The organism is Desulfomonile tiedjei DSM 6799, assembly GCF_000266945.1.
Lineage (GTDB): Bacteria > Desulfobacterota > Desulfomonilia > Desulfomonilales > Desulfomonilaceae > Desulfomonile > Desulfomonile tiedjei.
The window spans coordinates 588,631-612,860 of sequence record NC_018025.1; the positions used below are offsets into that span (position 1 = coordinate 588,631).

26 protein-coding genes are annotated in these 24,230 nt (G+C 49.7%); 15 read left to right on the forward strand and 11 right to left on the reverse strand.

Annotated features, from left to right (window positions below; genetic code table 11):
* Positions 1–186 precede the first annotated feature (186 nt).
* The 8 genes from DESTI_RS02475 to DESTI_RS02525 all read left to right on the forward strand — a co-directional run bounded on the left by DESTI_RS02475 (position 187) and on the right by DESTI_RS02525 (position 7,043).
* Complete coding sequence (locus DESTI_RS02475; protein WP_014808388.1) at positions 187–522, forward strand: hypothetical protein; 336 nt, start codon at positions 187–189, stop codon at positions 520–522.
* 538 nt (positions 523–1,060) lie between these two features.
* Positions 1,061–2,278 carry an IS4 family transposase gene (locus DESTI_RS02490; RefSeq protein WP_237671475.1) on the forward strand — a complete coding sequence of 406 codons (1,218 nt, stop codon included), beginning with the start codon at positions 1,061–1,063 and terminating at the stop codon, positions 2,276–2,278.
* Positions 2,279–2,606: 328 nt separating this feature from the next.
* Positions 2,607–2,906 (forward strand): DVU0150 family protein, encoded by a 300-nt coding sequence (locus DESTI_RS02495; RefSeq protein ID WP_014808390.1) that lies wholly within the window; start codon positions 2,607–2,609, stop codon positions 2,904–2,906.
* 30 nt (positions 2,907–2,936) lie between these two features.
* Positions 2,937–3,968, forward strand: a complete 1,032-nt coding sequence (locus DESTI_RS02500) for a sulfite exporter TauE/SafE family protein (RefSeq protein WP_014808391.1) — start codon at positions 2,937–2,939, stop codon at positions 3,966–3,968.
* Positions 3,969–3,999: 31 nt separating this feature from the next.
* Complete coding sequence (locus tag DESTI_RS02505) at positions 4,000–4,335, forward strand: hypothetical protein (RefSeq protein WP_014808392.1); 336 nt, start codon at positions 4,000–4,002, stop codon at positions 4,333–4,335.
* Positions 4,336–4,997: 662 nt separating this feature from the next.
* A complete protein-coding gene (locus tag DESTI_RS02515) occupies positions 4,998–5,564 on the forward strand; it encodes a GNAT family N-acetyltransferase (protein WP_014808394.1) in 567 nt (188 codons plus the stop codon).
* A 21-nt stretch (positions 5,565–5,585) separates the two neighbouring features.
* A complete protein-coding gene (locus tag DESTI_RS02520) occupies positions 5,586–6,227 on the forward strand; it encodes an N-acetyltransferase (RefSeq protein ID WP_014808395.1) in 642 nt (213 codons plus the stop codon).
* A 99-nt stretch (positions 6,228–6,326) separates the two neighbouring features.
* Positions 6,327–7,043, forward strand: coding sequence for a carbonic anhydrase (locus DESTI_RS02525; protein ID WP_014808396.1), 717 nt, complete (start codon positions 6,327–6,329; stop codon positions 7,041–7,043).
* Positions 7,044–7,245: 202 nt separating this feature from the next.
* Here DESTI_RS02525 and DESTI_RS02530 read toward each other — a convergent pair whose 3' ends face one another.
* From DESTI_RS02530 to DESTI_RS02540, 3 genes are all read right to left on the reverse strand, one after another.
* Positions 7,246–7,470, reverse strand: coding sequence for an FmdB family zinc ribbon protein (locus tag DESTI_RS02530; RefSeq protein WP_014808397.1), 225 nt, complete (start codon positions 7,468–7,470; stop codon positions 7,246–7,248).
* Positions 7,471–7,481: 11 nt separating this feature from the next.
* Complete coding sequence (locus DESTI_RS02535) at positions 7,482–7,844, reverse strand: hypothetical protein (protein WP_014808398.1); 363 nt, start codon at positions 7,842–7,844, stop codon at positions 7,482–7,484.
* 454 nt (positions 7,845–8,298) lie between these two features.
* Positions 8,299–8,571 carry an HU family DNA-binding protein gene (locus tag DESTI_RS02540; protein ID WP_014808399.1) on the reverse strand — a complete coding sequence of 91 codons (273 nt, stop codon included), beginning with the start codon at positions 8,569–8,571 and terminating at the stop codon, positions 8,299–8,301.
* A 516-nt stretch (positions 8,572–9,087) separates the two neighbouring features.
* Between DESTI_RS02540 and DESTI_RS02545 the strand changes: the two genes are divergently transcribed.
* The 5 genes from DESTI_RS02545 to DESTI_RS02565 all read left to right on the forward strand — a co-directional run bounded on the left by DESTI_RS02545 (position 9,088) and on the right by DESTI_RS02565 (position 14,540).
* On the forward strand, positions 9,088–9,282 hold the full coding sequence (locus tag DESTI_RS02545) for a ferredoxin (protein WP_014808400.1): 195 nt from the start codon (positions 9,088–9,090) through the stop codon (positions 9,280–9,282).
* Positions 9,283–9,396: 114 nt separating this feature from the next.
* A complete protein-coding gene (locus DESTI_RS28330; RefSeq protein WP_014808401.1) occupies positions 9,397–9,984 on the forward strand; it encodes a hypothetical protein in 588 nt (195 codons plus the stop codon).
* A 46-nt stretch (positions 9,985–10,030) separates the two neighbouring features.
* Complete coding sequence (locus tag DESTI_RS02555) at positions 10,031–11,791, forward strand: ArnT family glycosyltransferase (RefSeq protein WP_014808402.1); 1,761 nt, start codon at positions 10,031–10,033, stop codon at positions 11,789–11,791.
* A gap of 96 nt (positions 11,792–11,887) precedes the next feature.
* A complete protein-coding gene (locus DESTI_RS02560; RefSeq protein ID WP_014808404.1) occupies positions 11,888–12,376 on the forward strand; it encodes an acyl-CoA thioesterase in 489 nt (162 codons plus the stop codon).
* A 490-nt stretch (positions 12,377–12,866) separates the two neighbouring features.
* The gene (locus tag DESTI_RS02565) at positions 12,867–14,540 is read left to right on the forward strand and encodes a hypothetical protein (protein WP_014808405.1); all 1,674 of its coding nucleotides are present in this window, start codon (positions 12,867–12,869) and stop codon (positions 14,538–14,540) included.
* Positions 14,541–14,714: 174 nt separating this feature from the next.
* Here the strand turns inward: DESTI_RS02565 and rsmI are convergent, their stop codons facing one another.
* From rsmI to DESTI_RS02600, 8 genes are all read right to left on the reverse strand, one after another.
* Entirely contained in the window at positions 14,715–15,560 is an 846-nt protein-coding gene (rsmI, locus tag DESTI_RS02570; protein WP_014808406.1) for a 16S rRNA (cytidine(1402)-2'-O)-methyltransferase, read from the reverse strand.
* A 10-nt stretch (positions 15,561–15,570) separates the two neighbouring features.
* Positions 15,571–16,659, reverse strand: a complete 1,089-nt coding sequence (locus DESTI_RS02575) for an AI-2E family transporter (RefSeq protein WP_014808407.1) — start codon at positions 16,657–16,659, stop codon at positions 15,571–15,573.
* Positions 16,660–16,721: 62 nt separating this feature from the next.
* Positions 16,722–18,260 carry an apolipoprotein N-acyltransferase gene (lnt, locus tag DESTI_RS02580; protein ID WP_014808408.1) on the reverse strand — a complete coding sequence of 513 codons (1,539 nt, stop codon included), beginning with the start codon at positions 18,258–18,260 and terminating at the stop codon, positions 16,722–16,724.
* A complete protein-coding gene (locus tag DESTI_RS02585; RefSeq protein WP_157212084.1) occupies positions 18,257–19,162 on the reverse strand; it encodes a hemolysin family protein in 906 nt (301 codons plus the stop codon). The genes lnt and DESTI_RS02585 overlap by 4 nt, the downstream gene beginning before the upstream one ends.
* Before the next feature lie 180 nt (positions 19,163–19,342).
* Entirely contained in the window at positions 19,343–19,498 is a 156-nt protein-coding gene (locus tag DESTI_RS30540) for a hypothetical protein (RefSeq protein WP_014808410.1), read from the reverse strand.
* A gap of 73 nt (positions 19,499–19,571) precedes the next feature.
* Positions 19,572–19,940, reverse strand: coding sequence for a hypothetical protein (locus tag DESTI_RS02590; protein WP_169316366.1), 369 nt, complete (start codon positions 19,938–19,940; stop codon positions 19,572–19,574).
* Between the two features lie 152 nt (positions 19,941–20,092).
* Positions 20,093–20,305, reverse strand: coding sequence for a hypothetical protein (locus DESTI_RS02595; RefSeq protein ID WP_014808412.1), 213 nt, complete (start codon positions 20,303–20,305; stop codon positions 20,093–20,095).
* 174 nt (positions 20,306–20,479) lie between these two features.
* A complete protein-coding gene (locus DESTI_RS02600; protein ID WP_014808413.1) occupies positions 20,480–21,583 on the reverse strand; it encodes a sulfotransferase family protein in 1,104 nt (367 codons plus the stop codon).
* Positions 21,584–21,921: 338 nt separating this feature from the next.
* Here DESTI_RS02600 and DESTI_RS02605 point away from each other — a divergent pair, with 338 nt between their 5' ends.
* Both DESTI_RS02605 and glgA read left to right on the forward strand, forming a co-directional pair.
* Positions 21,922–22,434 (forward strand): 3-isopropylmalate dehydratase small subunit, encoded by a 513-nt coding sequence (locus tag DESTI_RS02605; RefSeq protein WP_014808414.1) that lies wholly within the window; start codon positions 21,922–21,924, stop codon positions 22,432–22,434.
* 130 nt (positions 22,435–22,564) lie between these two features.
* On the forward strand, positions 22,565–24,046 hold the full coding sequence (glgA, locus tag DESTI_RS02610) for a glycogen synthase GlgA (protein ID WP_014808415.1): 1,482 nt from the start codon (positions 22,565–22,567) through the stop codon (positions 24,044–24,046).
* Positions 24,047–24,230: the final 184 nt, after the last annotated feature.

The window sequence follows — 24,230 nt, forward strand, 5'->3', positions numbered from 1 at the left end:
AGTTATCGTGCCTGTTGTGGAAATACCAAGACAGGGACATGCAATCTGCTGTGCCGTCAACTTAGCCGTGAGAATCAGATTGCAGGCTCCGATTCAATGTGCTAACGTTTGACGGATTGTTGTGTTTTCCGGTTCCGAGTGTCAAATCGTCAGGGATTTCTGGTTATTCTCAAGGAGGCGTTCTTCATGGGCGGCGAATTCAAAGTGAAATGCACAGCTTGCGGCTTCCCCAACCGACTGAAAATAGGTCGAGTATATCAACGATTATTGTGCGAACAGTGCAATGCGGAAATAGATATGGACGCTTCAGGCACGCTGGAACTTATCATGGACCCCAAACCGGTGACTCTTCGCAGAGACACTGTTGTAGTAGGATTTCGCTCTCGGGAAGACGAGGATCACACGAAGTGCCCTTTCTGTGGTTCCGAGGCAGACCTGGAATTCGAAGACGTTTTGGGAAGCAAACAGCGATTTCGCTGCAAGAAATGCCAGAAAACATATGAAGCAAACCCGAAAGATTGACCCGCAGTCTGTAATGATTCGGTGACAGATCACCCCCACTGCTATTGTTAGAGCACCGGAAAAGCGATCTCGTATAGTACCTAATTCCGGACTGTCATATTATTCCTCAACAACTTTCCCAGTACTATAACTGTTATCGAAAGTCTTGACGGAATCCCAATGCCTGCAATGGGAAGAATCAGTAGCGCCGGCGTCCCTGCCGGCGATAACTTATTGCTTTGTTTGGTGAATTGTTTGCCGGCACGGAGGCCGGCGCAATGCTGTTGAATTAAGGAAAGGGTTCTTGATTTTTCACGTTTAACCTCCGAGAATTCAGAAGGAATTGTGTTGACATGCGGGTAGTTACGCGCGATAAATTCTTTCAAAACAAGCTGCTGAAAGGATTTTATTATGGCACGCATTATGCTTTGAAGAACCATGCCAACTTAGCGCGTACGCTGAAAAATTTCTTCACATTATTCCCGGACAAATCGACCCTTCCAAGAAACGCTCGCCTCAGGACTTTACTCGAAACAGAAAACTCGCCTTTGGAAAGCTTATCACCTTCATCTTGTCCATTGCCGCCAGTGGAAAGGGTAAAGGAGTGGACATGAAATCCGGTGAATTCTTTCGACATGCCAGAATTCTTGGCCTTTGGCCTGACGCCGAGGCGATCCATCGAAGCGCGCTCACCAAGGCGCGCAAAAAGGTGGATTGGAGGATCTTTCGGCAAATACTCGATGATGCGGTTGGTCTGGCTTATGAGTGTTGGCCTAAGAGCCCGAAGGACGAGTGGCATGGTATGTCCACTCATGCGATAGATGGCTCCGACTATACGCTTCCAGCCGCCGATGAGCTCAGGGCCGAGTTTGATCCTGAGAGCGGACTTGGGCAAGCGGGCAAAGGACATTATCCTCAGTGTCTTGTATGCACGCTCTATGACGTCTTCAGACGTCTGCCCATCGCAAGAACTGTGGTCCCGGTGAATTCTTCGGAGCGGGACCAAGCCAAACATCTCCTGCCCCTCGTGCCTGAGGGAAGTGTCTTGCTCCTGGATCGAGGTTACCCAGGATATGAATTTCTCAGCTACCTTTTGGACAAGTTCAAAGGCTATTTCGTGATACGTTGCCCCGCAACGTCCACCTTCGCCACAGTAAAGGAATTCATTCGGAGCGGGAAGAGCGAAGCCGAAATCGTGATTCCTCCGACATCGAACTATCTCAGCCAGGTGACGGCTGAACAACGAAAGGCCGCCAAGCCCATCAGAGTGAGAGTCATCAGACTGTCCAATCCTGACGGAACCCTCTCGGTTCTCCTGACGAATCTTTACGACAAGGTGGAGTTTCCGAGACAGGAGATCACTGACCTCTATTTCAGGCGATGGGAAATCGAGAGCTATTTCCGGGATGAAAAGATTGGGCTCGAAATCGAAAAATTTCATGGCAAAACCTGCAACAGCGTCCTGCAAGAACTCTTTGCAGCTGCGATCATGGCTGTGATCTCAAGAACTCTCATGGCCATTTCCACCCAGTTACTCGGTGGAGAGCTCGGAGAACCTCAGTTCAAGAATGCGGTCATGACGCTCGCGTCTGAAGCCGCCGTGCTCGCCGCAGACGATCCTGAAAGAGCCATCGAAATCTTTCAGGATATTCTCAAAGAAATCTATCGTGTCAAATACTATCGACCAAACAGTCAGCGACCACCCCAACCAAGGGTGAACAAGCAAAGCAAAAACAAATGGCTTTACCGCAGGTACAAAAATGTCCCCGCAGCTTAAGTCAACAGCATTGGGAGGCCGGCGCTACCAATTGCTGGGAACTGCTTTTCACAATCCGTGATTACTTTCGAGAATCGGTATAACAACTTCGTTTTTTTCCTGCCACGCGTATGTCTGATTTCCAACAAACCGATCCTTTACAGACTGTAAAAAAAGTGACATCACGCGATTGCAGGCGATCAATTCGTGTGCCGAAGTGTACCGGGGGAATCTCTCTTCCTGGGCGATAACCAAGATTCTGACCCATGGCATAGACATTGCAAATTTGGCTGCGAGTCGTAAGCAAAAAGTCGAAGGACTTTGTAACACGATAAGGAGGTTGTGTGGAATGAAACGGATCTATGCCATTTGGCCTGCGGTACTAGCATTCCTATTGCTGTTGGTGCCTGAATTGGTCATGGCCGCAGGCGGTAAGGCGGAGATGCTCATAGTCGTGGCCGACAATCGTGTTGTCGACTGGAGTGTGAGCAAATGGTGGGTGAATCTGTACAACACCGATCCATTCATGTTCGGCCTATGGTGCACGGTTTTCACCGCTTTCCTGGGTGTCTCATTGGGATTCATTACTGACCGGATCATGTCACATACCGGTCTGGATCTCACATCCAGAAAGATCGTAGAGCATTAAGCCAGGATAGCAAGTAAGGAGGACTGACTCATGGATTTTTGGTACATGTATATGCCCATAGCCGGACTTGACATATTCTGGCCGGGTCTGCTGTTGATCGGATTCTCCGTCGGCGTAATCGGAGGATTCTTCGGAATGGGCGGGGCATGGATGGTCACCCCCGGTTTGAACATACTTGGCTTCCCCATGGCCTTCGCAATTGGAACGGATATCGCACATATCGCCGGAAAATCGATGGTGTCCACATTCAGGCACTCAAAATTCGGCAATGTCGATTACAAACTTGGGATCGTCATGGTTGTCGGCACCGTTATAGGTATTGAATGCGGTGCCCAGATCGTCATGTGGCTGGAGCGGATCGGCAAAGTCGGACCGGTAGTCCGCTGGGTCTATGTGATTGTGCTCGCCCTTATAGCCCTCATGGTTTTCGCCGATTATCGGAAAGCAATTCAGAAGAAGAAATCCGGCATCGTAGACGAGCATGGGGCAGTGGGGTACACGTGGTACAAAACTCTCCATAAAATAAAGATCCCTCCGATGATGCACTTCCATGCAGCAGGGATTTATTGCTCTGCATGGCTTCCCATCATGGTGAGCTTTCTCACAGGCGTGCTTGCCGGTTTTCTCGGAATCGGCGGTGGATTGCTCCGCATGCCCGCACTGGTATATCTCATCGGATGTCCCACGCATATTGCTGTTGGCACGGACTTGTTTGAGGTCATGATCTCCGGACTCTACGGAACGTTCACCTACGGTGTCAAAGGCCGTATCGAAGTCTGGGCAGTGTTCGTGATGCTCTCCGGAGCAGCCATCGGTGCACAGATCGGAACCGTTGCAACCAAGTACGCAAAAGGATACGGAATCCGTGTTGCTTTCGGTCTCGCAGTTGTCGCCTGTATGATCTCGATCATCCTGAAGCAGTTCAAAATCGACGCGGCTGCTACAGTGGTCATCCTAGGCGCGGTCGGTTCTATCTGCGTTTACATCTGCGGCATCATGTTCAAAGGTGCTGCCAATGAACTCCGAGAAAAGAAAGCCGAAGCGGGTCGCGCGGCCGCATAAGTCGACGGATCAAAAGAGAGGAGAGATGTGCATGAAGACCAGGATTTTTTGTTGCATTGCCGTGTTTCTGCTGGTCGTCGCTCTCGCCCCGTCTACTATGGCGGCGAGCGTGAGCCACGGGAAAACCGTCAATTACGACGAAGGAAAAAAACAGATAACCATAGAAGAATACGACACCAAATATACCAAAGAGAACAAGTATGGTAACTCCACAGGGAAGCAGTCAACATTCGATCTATCGAATGCTCTTGTAGGAATTACCCCCAAGCCGGGTGACGTGGTCAGGATCGCTTACGAAGAGAAGGACGGCAAGAAACAAGCGATTCGCATGATGAACATGACAAGACAGGACCTCATGAAACGATAAATCGCAAACCGGGCAGTTCCTTCATGCCCCGGTTGCGGTCCCCAACAATCCGACTACCGAGGCCGGTTATGAAATGCGTAGCCGGCTTTTCCTTTGGTCTGGACGAACTTCCCCATTTATTCCGAGATTCCACCGCGTTATATAAGTTGCCAAAATTAATGTTCGATTAAGGACAGGAGTAGGTGCCGGCCTCCGTGTCGGCACATCTTCAATATAATAAATGATATCAATATAATGGGCCGGCAGGGAAAGGCTGTCTCAAAAGTCGAAATCTATCCTGGATCGTGGCACGAAATTCTCATCATCTTCACGGCCTGATTGTAGGGGCGCCCCTCGTGGGTGCCCGGTAGTGACCGGCCTCCGTGCCGGTCATTGCGGGATGGCAGGCACAAGACCTGCCCCCACAGGGATGATGAATCGTGGCACGATGTTTGTGCATTCGAGAATTTTGAGACAGCCTCGGGACGTGGGGCGCCGGTCCCCAGTGATATCTTGAATTTGAGCGTAAGATAAAATGTCAGAATTTTTGACAATCAGTCTAAGCAAAACCAATCGCATTCAAAATCCCCTCATTTTCCATGAATCTCTGCATTGCAGGCGATTCACGGATCTGGTATCAAGAAGATCGCCCATAAAGGTACAAGTAAGAGAAAGGAGCCGCCATGCTTCAGGACTATCCCAAAGCTGTAGTTACCAGCGACGGAACGTCATTACTGTTGCGGCCGGTCCAGGTGTGGGATGAAAATGGTTTGAGAGAATTCTTCGCCAAGATACCTGAACCCGAGCAGTGGTTCCTGAGAGAAAAGCTTACAGATCCCGAACAGCTCCACAAATGGCTCATGAAGATAGATCAAAGGTTTATCCTTCCCATTGTAGCTGTAAAAGAAGACGATGGATCGATTGTGGCGAATCTGAGGCTCTACCGGCCCGCAGCAGAATCCCTACGTCACATCGCACATTTGAGGGTTATGGTGCTTCCGGATTATCGTCATCTGAAAGTCGGAAGCTGGATGATTCTTGACTCCATGAAATTGGCAATGGACCTCGGGATCGAGCAGCTCATCGCCGAATTCATTGACGGCCTGGAACAGGCTGCGATACAAGCGGCACTCAAGCTCGATTTCGTCCGACAAGCCGTATTACCCAATTATGTGAAGGATAGACAGGGGAAATACCGCGATCTCATTATCATGGTCAGAAATCTTCAGAGAGAATGGAGTGATTTTTGACGGCAAACTCGGGGAACAGCCGTGAATTGGAATTCCAACGGTAAGACCATACAGCGCGAGACCGATAGGGGAACGGTAACCGTGAGGACCAAGTGTCCACCGGGATTTTTCGGTAATCTGAAACTTGAAGAAGGTTTGGGCAGCTTTGCCCACTATTCGTCCATAATCAAGAATGTGGGTGCATTTGAGACTATTGCCAATAAGAAGCACGGTATAGTCACACTGAGTCTCAAAGAACCGGATGAAATCGTGGGGTATTGTGTCGGTTGGTATCCCGGTACGGATGAACGATGGAGTTCCCTGGGTGAGTTGATGTACGAAATAGCCGCTATAGAGGTTAGTCGCAACTACCGGGGGGCAAACCTTGCCGGACTTATGCTCGGAAGCATGCTGGACGACGATTTCTTCGAAGATAAGATAGCCTATATGGTAGGATTCTCGTGGCATTGGGACCTGGAAGGTGCAGGGCTTACCGCCAGCCAATATAGGAACAAGATGATGGCACTCTACAGTCGGTTCGGCTTTCGGGAAGTGTACACGAATGAACCGAATGTGGCACTGAGAGTCGAAAACTTGATGATGATTCGTGTAGGCTCCAGAGTTGCGCCGGAAGATCAAAAACGATTCCGATACCTCCGTTTTGGGATAAAATCACCAAAATAAAAATTTTCGCGTTCCCCGTCGGATCTCGTGCAGGCGAAGGAATCGGGTTGAGAAGAAAAGTGAATCAGTAGGTTGGCACAAAAAAACATGGAGGCGTTTATGAAAAAGATTGCAGTGCTATTCTCGGTTATATGTATGTTGGGATCGGTTTTTTCCTGGGCAGCAGATCCGGCTGCAACCGTATCTCCGGAAGAAGCCGTCAAGCTTCTCAAAGAGGGGAACGGCAGGTTCATCGCGGGTACATCTCAACATCCAAACAACGACTTGCAGCGTCGCAACACTACTGCTGCCCAAGGACAACACCCCTTCGTGACCGTTCTGTCCTGCTCGGATTCCAGGGTTCCTGTAGAAGTGCTTTTCGACAGAGGCGTCGGCGATATATTCGTGATTCGCGTGGCAGGAAATGTCGCCAACGGTGATGAAGTCGGTTCCATCGAGTACGCTGTCGATCATTTGGGAACGCCGTTGCTTGTGATTTTGGGTCATACGAAATGTGGGGCTGTCACAGCAGTTGTGCAATCTGCGGAATTGCTCGGAAACATAATACCTATTGGGAAAAGCATATTTCCGGCTGTAGTCGCTGCAAAGAAATCGAATCCCAAGGCATCCGGAGATGCGCTTATTAACGATGCGATTAAAGCAAATGTGTGGCAAGCCATTGAAGATATCTACAGAACGAGCCCGATAACCGCAGCGAGAGTGAAATCGGGAAAGCTCAAAGTAGTCGGCGCTCTCTATGACATTGAAAGCGGAAATGTCTCTTGGCTCGGATCCCACCCGAAAGAAGGAGGACTGCTGTCCGATAAAGGGCACTAGCACGCAACCTCAACTTTTTGGAGTAGAGCGGGGCTGGTGTGGCCGTAAATCTGCATCCATTGCATTAGAAGACTGCTCCACCCCGCTGACTTTACGACATCGCTATAAAGGAACGAACCGCGGAACTCCTTAGTTGCAGGAAGTGTCTTCCGAAACTCCTCAATAGTCTTTCAAAACGCTCGCCGAGCCAATGATGGACTTATCAAACCGAAGCAGGCGCAGTGGGGCAAGCAGTGTCTCCGCAGGTGTCACAGGACGAGCACAGCGCTCGTTTCAGCACTGTTCCATCATCGACAAAAGCCGGACCCAATTCCTTTATATCGTTCTTCCCGCACACAGGGCATTTGCTAGGAGCGTGCAAAGGACTTACAAGAAGTTTGGCAAACTCTTTTCCACATACTCCGCATTTGTAGTTCATTACGGCCATAGGACCCCTCCTCAGCTTTCGGAAGTCTCTTCATTGTGGGAAGCGCCACTCAGTTCTAACTCGGCCATTCGCTCCTTATGAAGCTCGTTCACCGCGAGTTCATGACGCGCCGCTATTTTGAGACGTTTCTTCCATTTGGGATCTTCGTCGAAAATCTCAAGATCCGCAGCAGATGCAATCAGGTCATGTCGGGTTGGTTTCCCGAGTTTTTCCCAAACAGCCAAGTTGATGAATTCCCACAGCTTCATGCCATTTTTGAGCGATTCCTCCCCGGCCATGGCCAGGATGTAGGGGCTCATCGTGAGTTTGGCAGATATCAGGCCTTCCGGCCAATTTTCAGCTTCACGGGAAATAGTTATCTGACATTCGGACATAGCTTCCTCCTATTACGGTATATAGATGCGCGCACCGATCAAAAAATTCAAGGTCGTCGGCAGGACTCCACCGTATACGATTGAGCTCGGATTACCAGCCTGAAATTCTGATGTTTCCCCTTCATGGGCGGCGGCCAAAGCGTATGAAAGATTGAAAAGGAGAAAGTATCCAGTCATAAGGCTTTCGTTTCGGCTCAGAGAGGAAAGAAAGATGCAGCGCGACGCGCTAAGTAACTCAGATTGCGACCAGGATAGACCGCGATCAGAGAGACTCGTACAGGGACTTTCTCACTGTATTGGACGTTACTTCTGAGTTATTACTGCAATCATCGGAAAAGTTAAATAACGGGATCTCTCAAGCGGAAAGCGAATGCTAACTCCAAGGAGTAAGGGCATCGCTTTCCGCTTGATGAAAGAGCGGACCGCACTTGGCAGTATGTGGCTAGACTGGTATCTATTTGACCGATTCTTTGAGCGCCTTGGCTGCTGAAAACTTGGGAGCATTTGTGGCTTTGATCTTGATTTTCTTCTTGGTCCGCGGGTTGATGCCGGTTCGAGCGGCTCTTTTCACCACCGAGAACTTCCCGAATCCGGGAACGGAGATCTGTTCGCCCTTTTTCAGCTCCTCTGATATCGTGCTGAACACCAAATCTAGTGCTTCAGCCGCCTGCCTCTTGGTGGTTTCGCCCTTGAGCGCCAGTTTTTCGATGAATTCGGCCTTTGTCATGATGCCTCCTTGATTTTCTGCAGGTTAATTGTTCAGAGGTGATGTTGTAGTTCTATAAACATCTCAATGCAAAGCTAGTCAAGAAAAATTCGCAGTACTTTTTTCTGTATTTTCAGAGCTTAAGACCATTCTGGTGAGTAGACGAGACTATGAATGATAAGAATATCAATGAGTTATGGTAAAGTTGTTTATCTGAGCCGTTCCCGTGACCCTTTAATATTTTCTTGTTCAAGTTGCTATTGTACGCGAAATCCGACGTAAAATTACGCGCAGTAAACGTTTCTGGGTAATATAAAATTGCTTAAATCGGCCGTACAGGGGGGATTGAACATCGGGTGACCCCTGCCGTTTTAGCAGATAGGCGAAAAATTTCCATCGGGGAACTCGCCGCATTTCGATATTCCCCAAGGAGTCGCGAGAAATATAGGTGTTGACTCGGAAAAGAGGACGTTGTAAATCAAACAATCAACGTGCGAAAAATTTCCTCAACAGAAGAGATTAAGGAAAGGAGAGACAATGGCCAGAAAACCTGTCATCGATGAAGAAGCTTGCACCGGTTGCGGTACTTGCGCTGCAATAGCAGAAGATTGTTTCGCTCTTAATGAAGAGACGGAAAAGGCACAAGTAACAGACCCGACCGCGTGTTCCGAAGATGACATCCAGGAAGCAATTGACACATGCCCGGAAGAGGCGATTTCCTGGCAGGACTGATCGAACAGCTGTCAGGATGCCGTACAGCTTTCCAAATTCCTATTGCCCGGTTCAGTGGCCGGGAATAGCTTACATACGTGCGCGGATGCTGTGGAAACATCCTGGAATCAGTTCATGCTAACCGGGGAACAATTGATACCCCGTCTTGCAGAGCTTTACGATACTATAGACTCCACGTATAAAGCCGCTATCGATCAGGCCGGGTTTTCTTGTGCCGGCTGTGATGGAGTAAAATGCTGTACAGTGGATCTTGTACTGCACACTTCTATCGAAATGCTCTATCTGAGACGGGGTTTCAACACCCTGGAACCTCACATTCGTACGCAAATAGCGCAACGATCCGATCGAATCGTCAGGTACAAACGCCAGAACCCTCTGGGAGAGGAATACCGATCTGCCGTTTGTGCAGCCAATTTCGACGGCCTGTGTTCACTCTACCGGCATAGACCCATGATATGCCGACTGGCGGGAATACCCCATATCATATTTCGACCGGACGGAAGAGCCGTAGAAAGCGGAGGGTGTACCAGGTACGAACAGGATATTCGCCCTGGTTGTCCGGGTTTACAGTTGGACAGGACTCCCTTCTACCGGGAACTGGCCCGGATGGAAATGGAGATGATTGAAGCGCGAGGTAGCCGCACGCCTGCTCGTACCATTGCAGAAGTATTGGCAGGCAATTCCGAACATTTTCTCTTCTGATCGAACCTCATTCTGCAGCCGGATCACCTGTCCTCGGTTGGTATTCATGGACGAAAACAATTCCGGCGTCGAAATAACTCCTACATCAAAACAATCGTATACTATTGCAGAAATCCGGTATGATCTTCTGCTCATTCTGGTGTGGTGCGCAGCAATTGTTCTGGTGAATCCTCTCGGGGATTTCATGATAAACGATGACTGGGCGTTCACTCGAGCAATGGAGCGTTTCGTTTCGGAGGGGTCAATCGGCTCGACCGGCTGGGGACCGAGTTGGGCTCCAGGCGGACCTTCGCTCCTGGCCCACTTGCTCTGGGCTCGTTTGTTTACGTTTCTTCTGGGACTCTCGCCGACTGTTCTCAGAATTTCGGTTCTCGTTGCCGGAATTCTCGGATCTCTCGCGTTTTACAGGTTGGCACTTGTTGCCGGAGTTTCAAGAAGCACTTCTCTTTTTGCCACATTTACGCTCATCTTCAATCCGCTCTTCTTTTCACAGTGTTTCACGTTCATGACCGACGTCACTTTTATCTTATTCGCGACCGCGTCAATGCTGTTCTTGTACCTCGGTCATAAGAAGAATACTCGGACGTTCACTGTACTAGGATTTGCATTTGCTTTGAGTTCCGTACTTACTCGTCAGATAGGTTTGGTCGTCCCGATAGCGTTCCTTCTTGTGTCAGGTCTGCAGAACTCATTTCGCGACCGTAGATGGAGAGAGAATTTTTTCTATTGCCTTGCATTCGTTGTGCTTCCTTGGATTTTGTATGAAATATTTCTCTTTCGAGCTGGCGGCACACCGTTTACCGAACACCAGGTTATCCATGAAATCTTTCGCCGTCCTCTCACAAAAGGATTATTCGATTACTCCATGAAGGTTGTCGCCGAATTGGGCATCGGGATTCTGTATGTAGGGATTTTGACATCTCCGATCATTGTGATCCTTAAAGGGCATTTCCTGAGCTTGAAGACTTACAGAATCTTCGCCCTTACAATGGCCGCGATATTTGTTGCATTGTACGCAGGTCGACTTACCGGGTGGATCTATTTTCCAGAGATTTTCCACAGAAATGTCATCTACAACTTGGGCATAGGGCCTGTTCTACTAAAGGACGTATATATCCTCGGGATGCACAGCAATTGTACCTTGCCGCTTTTTCTTTATCTCATCCTGCTGTATTGGGCGACATTGTCCGGAGGAGGTTTGCTGTGCCTTGCATGGATCTCGTGCGGGAGGCTATTTTCACGGCATAAAGTGCAGGGCCGTCAGTCGGATTTTCTTCCGGCATTCGCGGCTGTCGCTGCACTCTTGTACACAGCGATCATACTCCTCACGGGATTTCACGATCGATATTTGATATCGGTGTGCGTGCTCGTTCTTATCTGGTTAATTTCCGATCCCTCGCTGCAGTTCAAGAACAATATGCGATTGAAGAGCATAGTACCAGGTCTTACTATTCTCGTCTTGATGACAGGCTTCTCAATCGCAGGAACGCACGATTTTCTCGCATTGAAACGCAGCTTGAAACAGGCACAAGATTACGTCATGCTCGGCCTGGGAAGCACACCGTGCACGTTTGACGGAGGATTGGAGTTTAACGGATATCATTGCTATAAATCCGATGCAAAATCAGGTGAGGGGTTGAGCTGGTGGTGGGTCGAACGAGAGGATTACCTCCTGACCCTGAATCCGTTAGCAGGATACGAGAGCATAAAACAGTTTCCATTCAAACGGTACCTTGGTGTTGACGGTCAGATCCACGTTCTTGTACGAAAAGACAGCTCTCTTCCGGACCCCAAAGGCAGTCCGTGATGGAACGGGTAGGGGTCTTTCCAATAAAAGTATGGAAGACTACATTCAATCTTAAAGGATTCGATCTCGTTTCGATTCCCGGAATAAAGGCAAAGCATGCAAAGCAAGACAGTACGTGAAACCAGCATAACTATGGCAGTGCAGATGAATCCCGAGGACACCAATCCTGTCGGCCACGTACATGGAGGAGTGATCATGAAGTACGTGGACACTGCCGCGGGAGTGGTTGCCATTCGCCATGCACGGAATAATGCCGTCACCGCGTCCATTGACCGGCTGGACTTCCATTATCCGGTTTTCGTCGGAGATTTACTCATCCTGAAGGCCTCGCTGAATTATGTGGGTAAATCCTCGATGGAAGTCGGAGTAAGAGTTGAGGCAGAGAATCTGCTGACCGGAGAGGTCCGTCATACTGCTTCTGCCTATCTTACGTTTGTGGCACTGGACAAAAACGGCAAGCCCATTCCTGTGCCCGCTCTGCAGCCGGAAACCGAAGAAGAACGTCGCCGTAATTGCGAGGCTGTTGTCCGCAGGAAGCATCGGATGGAGCAGAAGCTACGGGAAGAAAAAAACTGCCTCGCGTAATGAGCAGCTCGACATGCCGCCTGCGGTCGATGAGCGATAGGCAGAGAGAAATAAGACTGGAGACCGCCCACAGGCGCTAACAGAAATAAATAAGCCCCCGGCTTTGCCGGGGGTCATTTAACTTAGGCTTCATCTGGCTGTTTGTTCCAGAGGAACAGCAGATAATAGGCCGGCGATTCATCGCCGGTAAATGGGTCAAATTTAGGATTTTTGAGTTCCGGAGGAACGGCTGATCCGCAAATGGGACAATCTGATCTGTCAATTGTCCCTCTGGGACGACGAAGTCTGTTTGATGAGCTTTCCCGGCGATGAATCGTCGGGCTATTTTCTTTTCGTCCCGTCGGGACGAAGGAGACTGGACAGCAAGGTTAGTGCATATGCGGAGACCCCCCCTTCTCCAAAGAAAAGGTTCCCCGACTCTTATTGCTTTGAAAGCGCATGATGATGTGACCATCGATCCGGAATGTGAACGTCACTCGTGGAGTTCCCGATGAGCATGCGGCATATTCTCTTTACCTCCACGATCGTTTTTTTCGCAGCAGCGTTTGCTGTAATTGCCTCTGCTTACGCCTCTGCCACGGATGACGAGCGCAATCTGCAGGAAATACAACAATACCAAGAACGTGTTGCTTCCGCGGAGATCGATCTTAACCAGAGATTTCTCGATCGGGCACGCCAAGAGTGGCTTTCCGTTTACAGAACCGTTTGGCAGTCAAGGCGTATGGATGAAGTCCTGAAGAGACAGGTGCGTGAAGCAGTGACCGAAAATATCCATAAGACGCCTTATCTCGAGCGAATCCGCGGTATCTGGGACGAAGAAGTAATCGGCAAGATTCTCAAAGAGTCGGTCACGGATGCCCAAGAGAAGTTCGGGCCCGAATACCGAGCATTTCTCGACGATCTTGACAAGCCCTATTCCGAACAGTTGAGCCTGCTGCTCTCCAATCTTGCAAAAGACCTCGGAGAAGTGCGTAAAGAGGCTGCTAAATCGCTCCCCGGATATCAATCCCTGGTCACGATTTCTTTGGAACCCCTCATAAACGAAATTCAAACGAGATTTCAGATCCCCGAAGCTCAGGCTCCGGTTCGCATCGAGAGTAGTTCCGGTCTTGCTGCAGGAGTCGGTGTGCTCGCCGTTCGGAAGCTGCTCCAGAAGAAAGTTATTGACAGTCTGGCAAAACGAGTGTTGGGGGCAGCGGGGAGAAAGGTATTTTTTGTATTCGAGGGGCCTCTTGGTTGGGCGATCGGGGTGGGACTCATTGCCCATGACGTGTACACCATCGGTCGAGAAATCAAAGATGTTCCGGAAAAGATAGAGACTTCGGTTTACGACAGTGCGCGAACGCTTTTCTACTCCCAGGCACCGGATGCTGCGTGGTCTGAAGATTTAAAGCAACAAGTTCAAGCTCAGATGAAAGATGTTCGGGATTTAGTGGGCGGATCATTCGATGCCGTGTTCGCAGAATTTCGATCGTGCGGCTCGTACGGGACTATTGCGTCCGGACTTAGCGAAAAAGAGCAAAACGAACTCCTGATGAAACTGTACGTGCTCCGCTCCGGCACATCGCTCAATCTTTGCCGTCTTTCCGATAGTCTCGCACCAATGATACTTCAAGTGGGAACCGAGCAACTCACGTGCATCCAGAAGGCTATCAAACAGCTCGGTCTTGCATGGGCTACAGAGTGGCTTAATCTCAGCCGCTCGAAAATGTGCGATCTCATGCAAATTCCTCCGGAGTATTTGGCCAGGTATGAAGCCAATGGGCAGAACCTTACGTTTCTCTCCTGGTTGGCATATTTGCCGGATCGACAGAGAAGTATTGTCATGCGATTGGACCGAGACGCCGCGGAATGGATTCAAGGTCTGACCAGGGAAAAGCAGGTTCAGCTTCTCCGGAATAGCACGAAGGAACAGGTCCTCGAGGAGATGAATCGCATGCGGTTCGGCACGCAGTCGGCACGCAGCCAGGATTCAGAAGGATACCTGACCCGAGTGACGGAAACTCTGGACAAGATCTCGGAATCATTTATTCCGAAGGAACTGAAACTCATCGGTCTGCTGATCGTTCTCGTTCTCGGCGCGGTAATTGTAATCCTGTTTATTCTTTTGGCAGTGCGAGTGTTCAGGTTCTTCTTGCGGGTAGGAGGGACTTCGCGGAAGTGATGTCATTTGCATTTAAGATGCTATAACTGCACTGACCTGGCTCCGCAGGTGTGGCACCCTTGTGTCCGGATCGAATGTGATCGTGGGTGCCACGGACCTGCCCTGTAGGTCCGTGTTATTGCCTCAATAAGAATCGTCTGACTGCAAGTCCTTTATGAACAACTCATGAGAGTCTTACTCCCTCAAATGCAAACCACGGGATGTAATTTCAAGGAACGTCTCGTACGCCTGCGATTTCCTTACACCGTATCGCTGGTGCGCTTCGTTCGCCAGGCGTTTCCCGGAAAATCCTTCGCTCATAAGAGTCTCGACGATCTGTTGCAGGTCCGGGACTTCGACAGTCGGTGTGCCGCCTTCCACCACGAGTACGATTTCCCCTTTCACGGTTTCTCGTTGCTGCAAGGTAGCGAGAATTTCCGCTGCCGTTCCGGTCAGAGTCTCTTCGTGGATTTTGGTCAGTTCCCGCATCAAGCTGATTCTGCGGGTTCCCAGAATATCTGCGGCAATCTTGAGCGTCTGCCCGATGCGATGAGGAGTCTCGAAGAAGACTGACGTGTATCCCGATTTAGCCACGGTTTCAAAGAAAGCGCGGCGTTCCTCGTCTTTTCTGGGGACAAAACCCAGGTAATGAAAGGTAGAACAGTCAACTCCGGAAACGGAAAGCGCTGCAGCCACGGCTGACGGTCCCGGAATAGGGACTACTTTGTAGCCTGCATCGAGTGCCGCCCGGACCACCCGAGCTCCAGGGTCGGCTATACCGGGAGTGCCCGCGTCGGAAACGATCGCAACATTCTGACCCTGTTCCAATCGATCTAAAACGAGCTGCATTTTTCGAGCTTCGCTGAATTTGTGGAAACTCAGCAATCGCTGCCGAATTCCCCACCGTTGCAGCAGAATTCTACTTTTGCGGGTATCCTCGCACGCAATGACGTGCACATTGCGAAGCACTTCCAACGCGCGCATGGTAATATCTTCAAGATTGCCGATGGGCGTTGCTACGACAAAAAGTGTTCCTGCCACGCAACATTCCTCATTCGCTTACATGGTCGGTGTACAACTGAGAATTGCGATAAGCCTGCACCGCCGCGACAAGCAGCACTTTGAGGATTGCGGTAACGGGAATCGCCACCAGCATGCCTACCAGGCCGAAAAGATTTCCCCCCACGATCAAAGCCAGTATGTACACCACAGGGTTTAGCCCGATAGCACTACCCACAACCCTCGGAGTGATCAGATTGCCCTCGGCAAGCTGAACGACTGCAATCCATCCAAGCACGTAAAGCACGTGCTTTAAGTCTCCGAACTTTGCCAGTGCCATGAGCGATCCGCCGATAATTCCTATCAATGTCCCGAAATAGGGAATGATGAAGAGAAGCCCCGAAGTCACCCCCAGCACAATGGCAAGATCGATTCCTATGAAAACAAAGCCTATGCTGTACAACACTGCCAAGATGAGACTGACCGTTACCTGGCCTCGTACGAATGCCGACAGCGCGATATCGATTTCATTCAGTCGACTCAGCACCACAGGCCGCGAGTATGGAGGAATCAGCTCTTTTACCCCCGCCCTGATATTCTCGAAAGAGACCATCAAATAATAGGTCAATATGGGAACCAGGAGAGCGTAGAAGACGAAGGATATAATGCCCATCGTAGAAGAGAATATCGTAGAGGCAATTTTAGCTGCAGGATTAGCGATTTTGGGGAGCACCTGTTGCCACTGCTCAAGAATCAGTTGTTTAATCTCGTCCGGAGTTGAAGGAATAGTAATACCGAAATATTTGATCGCTTCTTCAAGGGAATTTTCCAAAGACTTCAAATAAGAAGGGGCATACTTCCCGAAGGATGCAATTTCCCGAAAGACGGCAGGCACAAAGAATACAAGAAACAAAACAAAGAACATGATCACCGAAAAGACAATAATGACTGCTGCGAGAGACCTGCTCAATCCCCAGGATTCCAACTTATTCACTACGGGATTAACCATGTAGGCCAGAATCAAGGAGATCATCAGCACCGTGGTGACCGTCTCCATGACGCTCATGAGCCACAGCAGCACATAAGCCAGAATCAAACCGGCAGCTATTCTTACCAGTGCTCGTTTCGTCACCGGTTTCATGGATACCTCCCCAGGACACTGTGAGATAACTATTGCAGACAGTTATACTTGAAAACCAGTGTTCAATGCACAGAAATGAAGAATTTGCTCAAATCCGACACGGCAAATCCGAGAATCCCAATAAATCCAAGGCATCCCATCGCGAAGACATCCCCGAATTTCGTGTAGAAGCTTCCTGTATTATTGGTTGGCTGAAGGAAGACCACTGCAGTTCCTTCCTTTCCAAGGGGAATTTCTGTAATCGTCCGACCTGCAGGGTCGAAAACCGCGCTTATGCCTGTGTTTGCACAGCGCACCACCCATGTCCTGGTTTCGATGCTGCGAATTTTGGCCATGGCCAAATGCTGATACGGAGCCGCTGTCTCGCCGAACCAGCCATCGTTGGTGATATTGATCAACAGGCGGGCGCCGTTTGCCACAGCTATTCTGGAGAGTTCCGGAAAAATCGCTTCATAGCAGATTAAAACGCTGAAAGGAGGGCCGTTCGGCGGTTGCATTACCCGCATGACAGTGCCGGGAGTGTAATCGGCTTCCCTTGCTGCAATTCCTGGTCCCAGCGGCAGAAGCCACGACAGAGGCATGTATTCACCGAAAGGCACGAGATGCATCTTGTCATAGCGCTCCTGCAAGATCCCGTCATGAACGAGAAAGGCGCTATTATAGAAATGGACTTCATTCGCAATCATCTCCGCAGACGGTGCTCCGATGAGCATGGGAGTTCCAAGGGTTTGAGAAATCCTGCCGGGACGCTTCCAATCTTCATTCTTTTCGCCGAAAACGACCGGCACGCTCGTCTCTGGCCACACGAGCAACTGTGCTCCTTTCGCTACAGCTTCCGCTCCAAGGCGCTCGTATGTCGCGAAAGTATACTCCCTTGCTCGTTCGTCCCATTTGATTTCTTGCGGGATATTGCCCTGAAGAATGCCAATCCCGAATCCCTGTTCGGTATGACGACGATCCGGAATTGCGGCCAGAACAAAGTAACCGTAACCTAATGCGAGCCCCAACAGAACGAGAGAAGAAGCGGCAAAACGGAAAGGAACAGGCTTCCGCTGAGCAAAGGAATGTACCACTTCCCATACCGTCGCATTCAGGAGCACGATCAGGAAGGAAACGCCATAAACCCCGGTGATATCGACTATCTGCATGAGCGCAGTCCAGTTTGCCTGCGAATATCCCGCAAGATCCCAAGGAAATCCGGTGAGGGAAATCGCTCGCAAATATTCGATGCCAATCCAGAGAAACGGCGCACACAAGGTGAAACGATGGATTTTCTTGCCGGCGAGGGAAAGCAGGAAACCGAATAGTGCAGTGAAAAGGGAAAGTACTGCGATCAGTCCGACAAAGGTGAAGAAAGCAAGAACAGGATGAAAATGTCCATGGACCACCAGGGTCCTGTAGATCCAGGATACGTCAACCGCAAAGAACACCGCGCCGAAACAAGCGCCGTTCAATGCAGCGATCGCAGGACGCTCGTCACGATGAATAGCTGCAAAGAGAGGAACAAATGCTATCCAGGCCAGGATCGATAAGTTATAAGGAGGAAATGCAAGAGCCAGAAACAGGCCGCCGGACGCAGACAGCGCAATGCTTCCAATCATGGACCGGTCCCGCGTTGAACCGTAGGGACCTCCGGCTGTTCGGATTCATCAAGACGCGTTACCTTCACTCGAGTGATTCTTTTCTCGTCTCCGCCCTGTATCTTCATATGCAGACTCCCAAGGGTAATTTCCTCGTCTTTCTTCGGGACCCTGCCCATGAGTTGAATGATGAGCCCACCCAGAGTGTCGTATCCGCCCCTCGGGAAGGATACTCCGAAGTATTCCTCGCAATCATCCAAATTCGCCAGGGCTTTCACCATGACAGAACCGTCTTCCTGCGGGACGAATTCTTCTTCCTCGATATCGTGCTCGTCTCTAATTTCGCCAATGATCTCTTCGATAATATCTTCTATTGTTACGATACCCGCAGTTCCGCCGTATTCGTCCACAACAACTGCCAGATGACACTTTTTCGAGCGCAGTTCCTGGAGCAGATCTTTAATGCGTTTTGTTTCGGGGACAAAAAAAGGCTCCCTCATGATTCGTTCAAATTGCAGCTCTTTTGCTCCATCCAGCCACAACGGCAACAGATCTTTGGCATTCAGTATTCCGATCACATGATCGATATTTCCATTGTAAACGGGGATTCGGGAGTGGCCCGATTGAATGACGGTCTGCAAGACTTCTTCTAATTTGCTGTCTTTTGATACAGAAACAATGTGTGTTCGAGGGATCATAATTTCCCGGGCAACTGTCATCTTCAGATCGAAGATTCCTTCGATCATGTCGCCCTCGTCTTCGTCTATGAGGCCCTGTTCCTCACTTTCATCAATAGCTTCTTGAATGACATCATGAATTTGCTTGGGCTTTCGCTCAAGGCCTACTTTTAACTTCAACCACCGCACTAGACTTGGCTGCGATTCTTCCAAGAAGAATGATGCTCCCTTCGTTTTTATACTCATAATGTAATCACTGATACGGCTCTACCCTGCTGATCACATAGCAATAGACCGGACGACTGTCAAGAATTTGCAGGACCGGAGGTAGGTCAAGACACTGTTGAATGGGCTTTCTTGCGGGTTCATTCGACTTTGTGCAAACTCGTGCTGCTGATGAAGAAAAGCAACTGGTATCCTCGAATCTTAGAGAAGCCATTTCACCAGCAGGCTCACTCCAATTATCGCAGCAGCGGCGAACACAAGATACGGGCCTGCCTTTATCTCTTCCATGGTTTGCTCGTGGGTATGTCGTCCTGTGCACCCGCTGCACTGTTCACATGAACGGATTTCAGGTTCCATGATCTTCCTCCTTGCCATCAATATAATTATACCACATTCATGAATTGGCAAGTAAAGGAATGTAACTGATCAATTAGCCTGCAAGGCCGCCGTCTATAGATTCGGACAGCGCCTTGTTCTTTTTTCTGCTCAGGCGTAGTCCCAGATAACAGATTCCCACAGCTATAGCCGGTACGATCATAAAATGGAGCATAAAGGAGAGTACGCCTTGACCGCTGAGTCCCACGAATCCCAGCATCAACAGGTACACGCATACGGCAATGCCGGCCGGCACTTCCCATTGAATGTAGGAAGGGGCGAGCTTGCCAATGATCATTCCTGTAAAAAAATAACCGGTAAACGTGGTTGGAATCCCAAAATATGCCGGAACCTGTAGGCCCATATATCCGAGAAGAGCAGCAATAAGTAAAGTATCTACGAAGCCCAGAAAAAAACCGAGCACCACACTACCCCCTATCCATTGCAGCCGGCTCATCCGGCTTATTACGGGGGTGACCAATTCTTCTGTTAAGCTCATGTTCCGTTATTTAACCATAGTTTCGGATGTTTGCGGGGTCAAAATAAGACCCTGAATCGCTGAAATTCTTCTCGATCTCATTGCGTCAGCGCATTGGCATCGATTCTGTAACGATGTTTCCGGGAAGGATATCCGCTCGGATCGCTCCAAGCAAGACTAACGTAATCCTCCTCGAATCCCACGATCACATAATCGCCATCAGGCAGAGTACACGAGGAGAATCGATCCTTTCCAAAGAGACTGTACTCAGCTTTTATCCCGTCTAAATGAACAACGTCTCCGATCTGCATGACATCCTCCTTACCGTCAACCAGAGCATTCATAAGAAATGGAACCGATTTTTTGAAATTCCGATTGTTCTTAGATGAACGGGGCACCGTTCACCGCAGAATTTCCTTGACTCAAGTGTTGTTTATAAGGAATAAAGAAAAGTTTGTCTAGAAATATTCTTCCCCGCGAATTCTTCATACGCGGTAGCCGTACTGTTCGTAAATTTCTGACCAATTGGCTCGAACCTTGTCTCGCACTGCGTCACTTATCTGAAATTTGTTCTTCCGATAGTCTCGTATTGATTCAAGATAGGCCGTAATCCTCGGTGTCAATTTTTCAAAATCGGGAAGCTGCAATTTGTCGTACATGGTTCCAAGGGTTTCCAACGGAGCAGCCTCGAGATCCTCGTAGGTCAGCTCATGGAGTTGCCCCGCAGGAATTTTGTCGCGGTCCCTGAAATAGAGAGCAAACAGCTCCTTGTACCAAGACAGGATCAAATCGTCCACGAGTTCGGGCGAAGGCACCTGAAGATGGGCATGGGCGAGAGAATCCCTCCACAACTTGTGGGTTGACAGGTACACCATGCAGGGATCTCTCATAATGTGGACGAACTGTGCCTTGGGAAAAAGCTCCAGAAGTGTCGCCACTCGTCCGAGATGCGGAGGAGATTTCAGGGTGATTCTCCCTCCCTCCGAGAGAGTCAATTTTTTGATAAACAGGATCAGCGACGCCTTCCATCGTTCAAGATTCCTGGAGGTTAGCCGTCTGCAGTCCAATTCCGTGAATCCTCTGTCTCCTGTTACGGGAAAGAGAATTCTCATGTACGGGGATACGGTTGAATCCGCTGCAAGAGCGAATTCATCTTCATGAGGCGTACTCGAAGAGAAAGCCATGTTATCCATGGGGCGTTTCTTCGGAGCAATGAGGTCGAAGATGGGACTGCCTGCCTGTGAGAAAATGAAGTGACCGGGAAAAGACGCCTGATACGCAGTAGGACAGGTGAGATTCTCATCAAGGCTCAGGAGATTGTGCAGATGCGTCGTACCGCTTCGCCAGTGACCGATGACGAATAAAGGAGGCTCCTGAATTTCAAGAGATTCGATTTCTCGTGAATTAAAGAATTCTTCGCACGTCGCATACATGGAGTTCAAAACACCCAAAACCGCGAGATGTGCGAGCCTTCCGAGACAGGGCGTATCGACCCGAAATCCGTTCCGCGCCAATACTCGCAACAACGTTGGCAACGTCATGCCCGGAATAATTTGAGGGCGTTTTCTCATGCGCTCCAACAGACCCATCTAGTGCTCTCCACAATTCCGACCGCAAAAAAATTTCCAGCCGGGACATTCTTGCAGGAACGGGCACCAAAGCTGGCAATCCGTGTAGCCATCTTGAACCCAAGGACCTTGCAATAAGTTTCGGATAATGTCACAAATTTCATCGAACGAAAAGTGCCGGCAGACAGGCACGCATGTTGATACCGATTCGCTTTTATGAGCCTAATTCGGCTCGCACGGAGGCCGGTCGCCACCAGCTTTTGGTAGGGGCCGGCCGTGACTCCGGACCGATTATAACTTATTAGCGAAATGGTGTGATGTGCAGCTTGAGCCGGAAAAACAGATTACCTGGAGGCATGATGGTTTTCAAAGGCCGGACATGGAAGTTTGGTGACGACGTGAACACGGATGAGATTATTCCGGCGCGATATTTGAGTCTTTCGCATCCGACAGAACTGGCCGAACACGTGATGGAGGATGCTGACCCGGAATTCCCTTCCAAAGTGAAGCCGGGGGATATCATTGTAGCGGGGAAGAATTTCGGATGCGGTTCATCGAGAGAACACGCGCCGGTTGCCATAAAGGGAGCAAAGGTGTCTTGTGTCATAGCAAAGAGTTTTGCGCGGATTTTCTTCCGGAATGCGTTCAACACCGGATTGTTGATCTTTGAGGCTCCTGGAGCTGCGGACGCCATTCAGGAAGGGCATGAGGTTGAAGTGGACCCGGATCAGGGGATAATTCGCAACCTCAGCACGGGCGAAGTATTCAAGGTTGCAGCTATTCCGCCTTTTATGAAAGAGCTCCTCGATGACGGTGGACTCATTGCTCATATCAAGAAAAGAACTGATGTGACAGAAAACGCATCCGAATAAACTTTGCTCGAAGAAAGCTGCACGTTAGAATTGGTTGAAGGGCATAGGTACACATAGGTTTTCACCTGAAGCATGCATCGGATACAGTGTACCTATGTATAAAGCGGGTAAATTCCGGAGGATATAACAAGTGCATGTCTTAATGGTAACACCTGAGGCTACGCCGTTTGCCCAGACCGGGGGGTTGGGCGAAGTCATGTCCGCTCTGCCGGCTGAACTGATCAGTCTGGGGGCGGATGTAGAAGTTTTCATGCCCAAATACCGCAATATCACTCCTGAAAAGTTCCCCAACCTCAAGAAAACCGATTTCACGGTGGAAATCTCCCTGAATGCAAAACCAGTAAAGGGACGCATTTGGGAACTCATCGACGAACGCAAGACGCGGTATTTGTTTCTCGAATGTGACGAGTTCTTCGATAGAGATTATCTATACGGGACTCCGGATGGCGATTACGAAGATAATGCAGAGCGCTTTGTATTTCTTACCCGAGCGGCATTGGAGATGGCACTGCTGAGACGCAAGCATTTCGACATTTACCATGTGCACGATTGGCAAGCTGCTTTGACGCCTGTTTATCTTCGGACTCTGTACGCAGGAGAAAAGCTTTTCGAAGACAGCGCAGCAATCATGACCATACACAATCTGGGGTACCAGGGGATCTTCTGGCATCTGGATATGCCTCTGGTTGGTGTAGGCTGGGAATTCTTCACTCCCAAGCACATGGAATTTTATGGGAAACTGAATTTCCTCAAGAGCGGTATAGTATTTTCTGATGAAGTGAACACCGTCTCACCAGGGTATCGCAACGAAATACTAACTCCTGAATTTGGATTCGGCCTGGAAGGCGTACTTCAGGAGAAGGGAGCTCGACTCTCGGGCATTCTCAATGGTGTTGATTATTCCATCTGGAATCCGGAAACGGACCAGTTCATTGCAGCTCGGTACGGGGCTGACGACCTCTCCGGTAAAGCCCTCTGCAAGGCGGATCTTCAGAACATTGCAGGATTGCCCGAGTTGCCGGATGTGCCGGTAATCAGCATGGTTACCAGGCTATCGAGCCAAAAGGGAGTGGACATTCTTGCCGCAGCATTACCGACCCTGATTGAGAGAGATCTGCAATTCGTGCTCCTCGGCTCGGGAGATGCACGCTATCAGCAATCGTTTCAAGAGTTTGCACGAGATTACCCCGACAAGATCGCCGCTTTTCTCGCGTATGATTACAGGTTGTCTCACAAGATTTTTGCAGGATCGGACATCCTCCTTGTGCCATCTCGCTATGAGCCCTGCGGTCTCAACCAACTGTACGGCTTAAAATATGGCACCGTGCCTATAGTTAGAGTCACAGGAGGGCTCACTGATACGGTGGAACAGTTCAATCCGGAAATGGACACAGGTACGGGGTTCAGGTTTGTTCCCCCTGACTCGGATGCTCTCATCGACGCCATTTCCAAAGCTGTCAACGTGTACACGGATATGCCGGACGCATGGACAAAGCTCATGCGCCGCGGCATGGCCCGCGATTTTTCCTGGAAACGCTCCGCGCATGAGTATCTCAAATTGTATGAACGTGCCAGGACCGCGAGAATGGACTATCTCAACCAATTTGCTTAGCAATCTGAGCGATAACATCAGGACCCATACCAAAGAAGTAAGTTGAAACAATCGAGCTTCGAGGATGCTTTTTCCTACATTCAAAGCATCCTACATGCGTGATACGGACTTGCAATCAAGATAGTTCTTGCTGAGGGAAGCACGGACCTGCAGGGCAGGTCCGTGGCACCCAAAACCGCTGTCG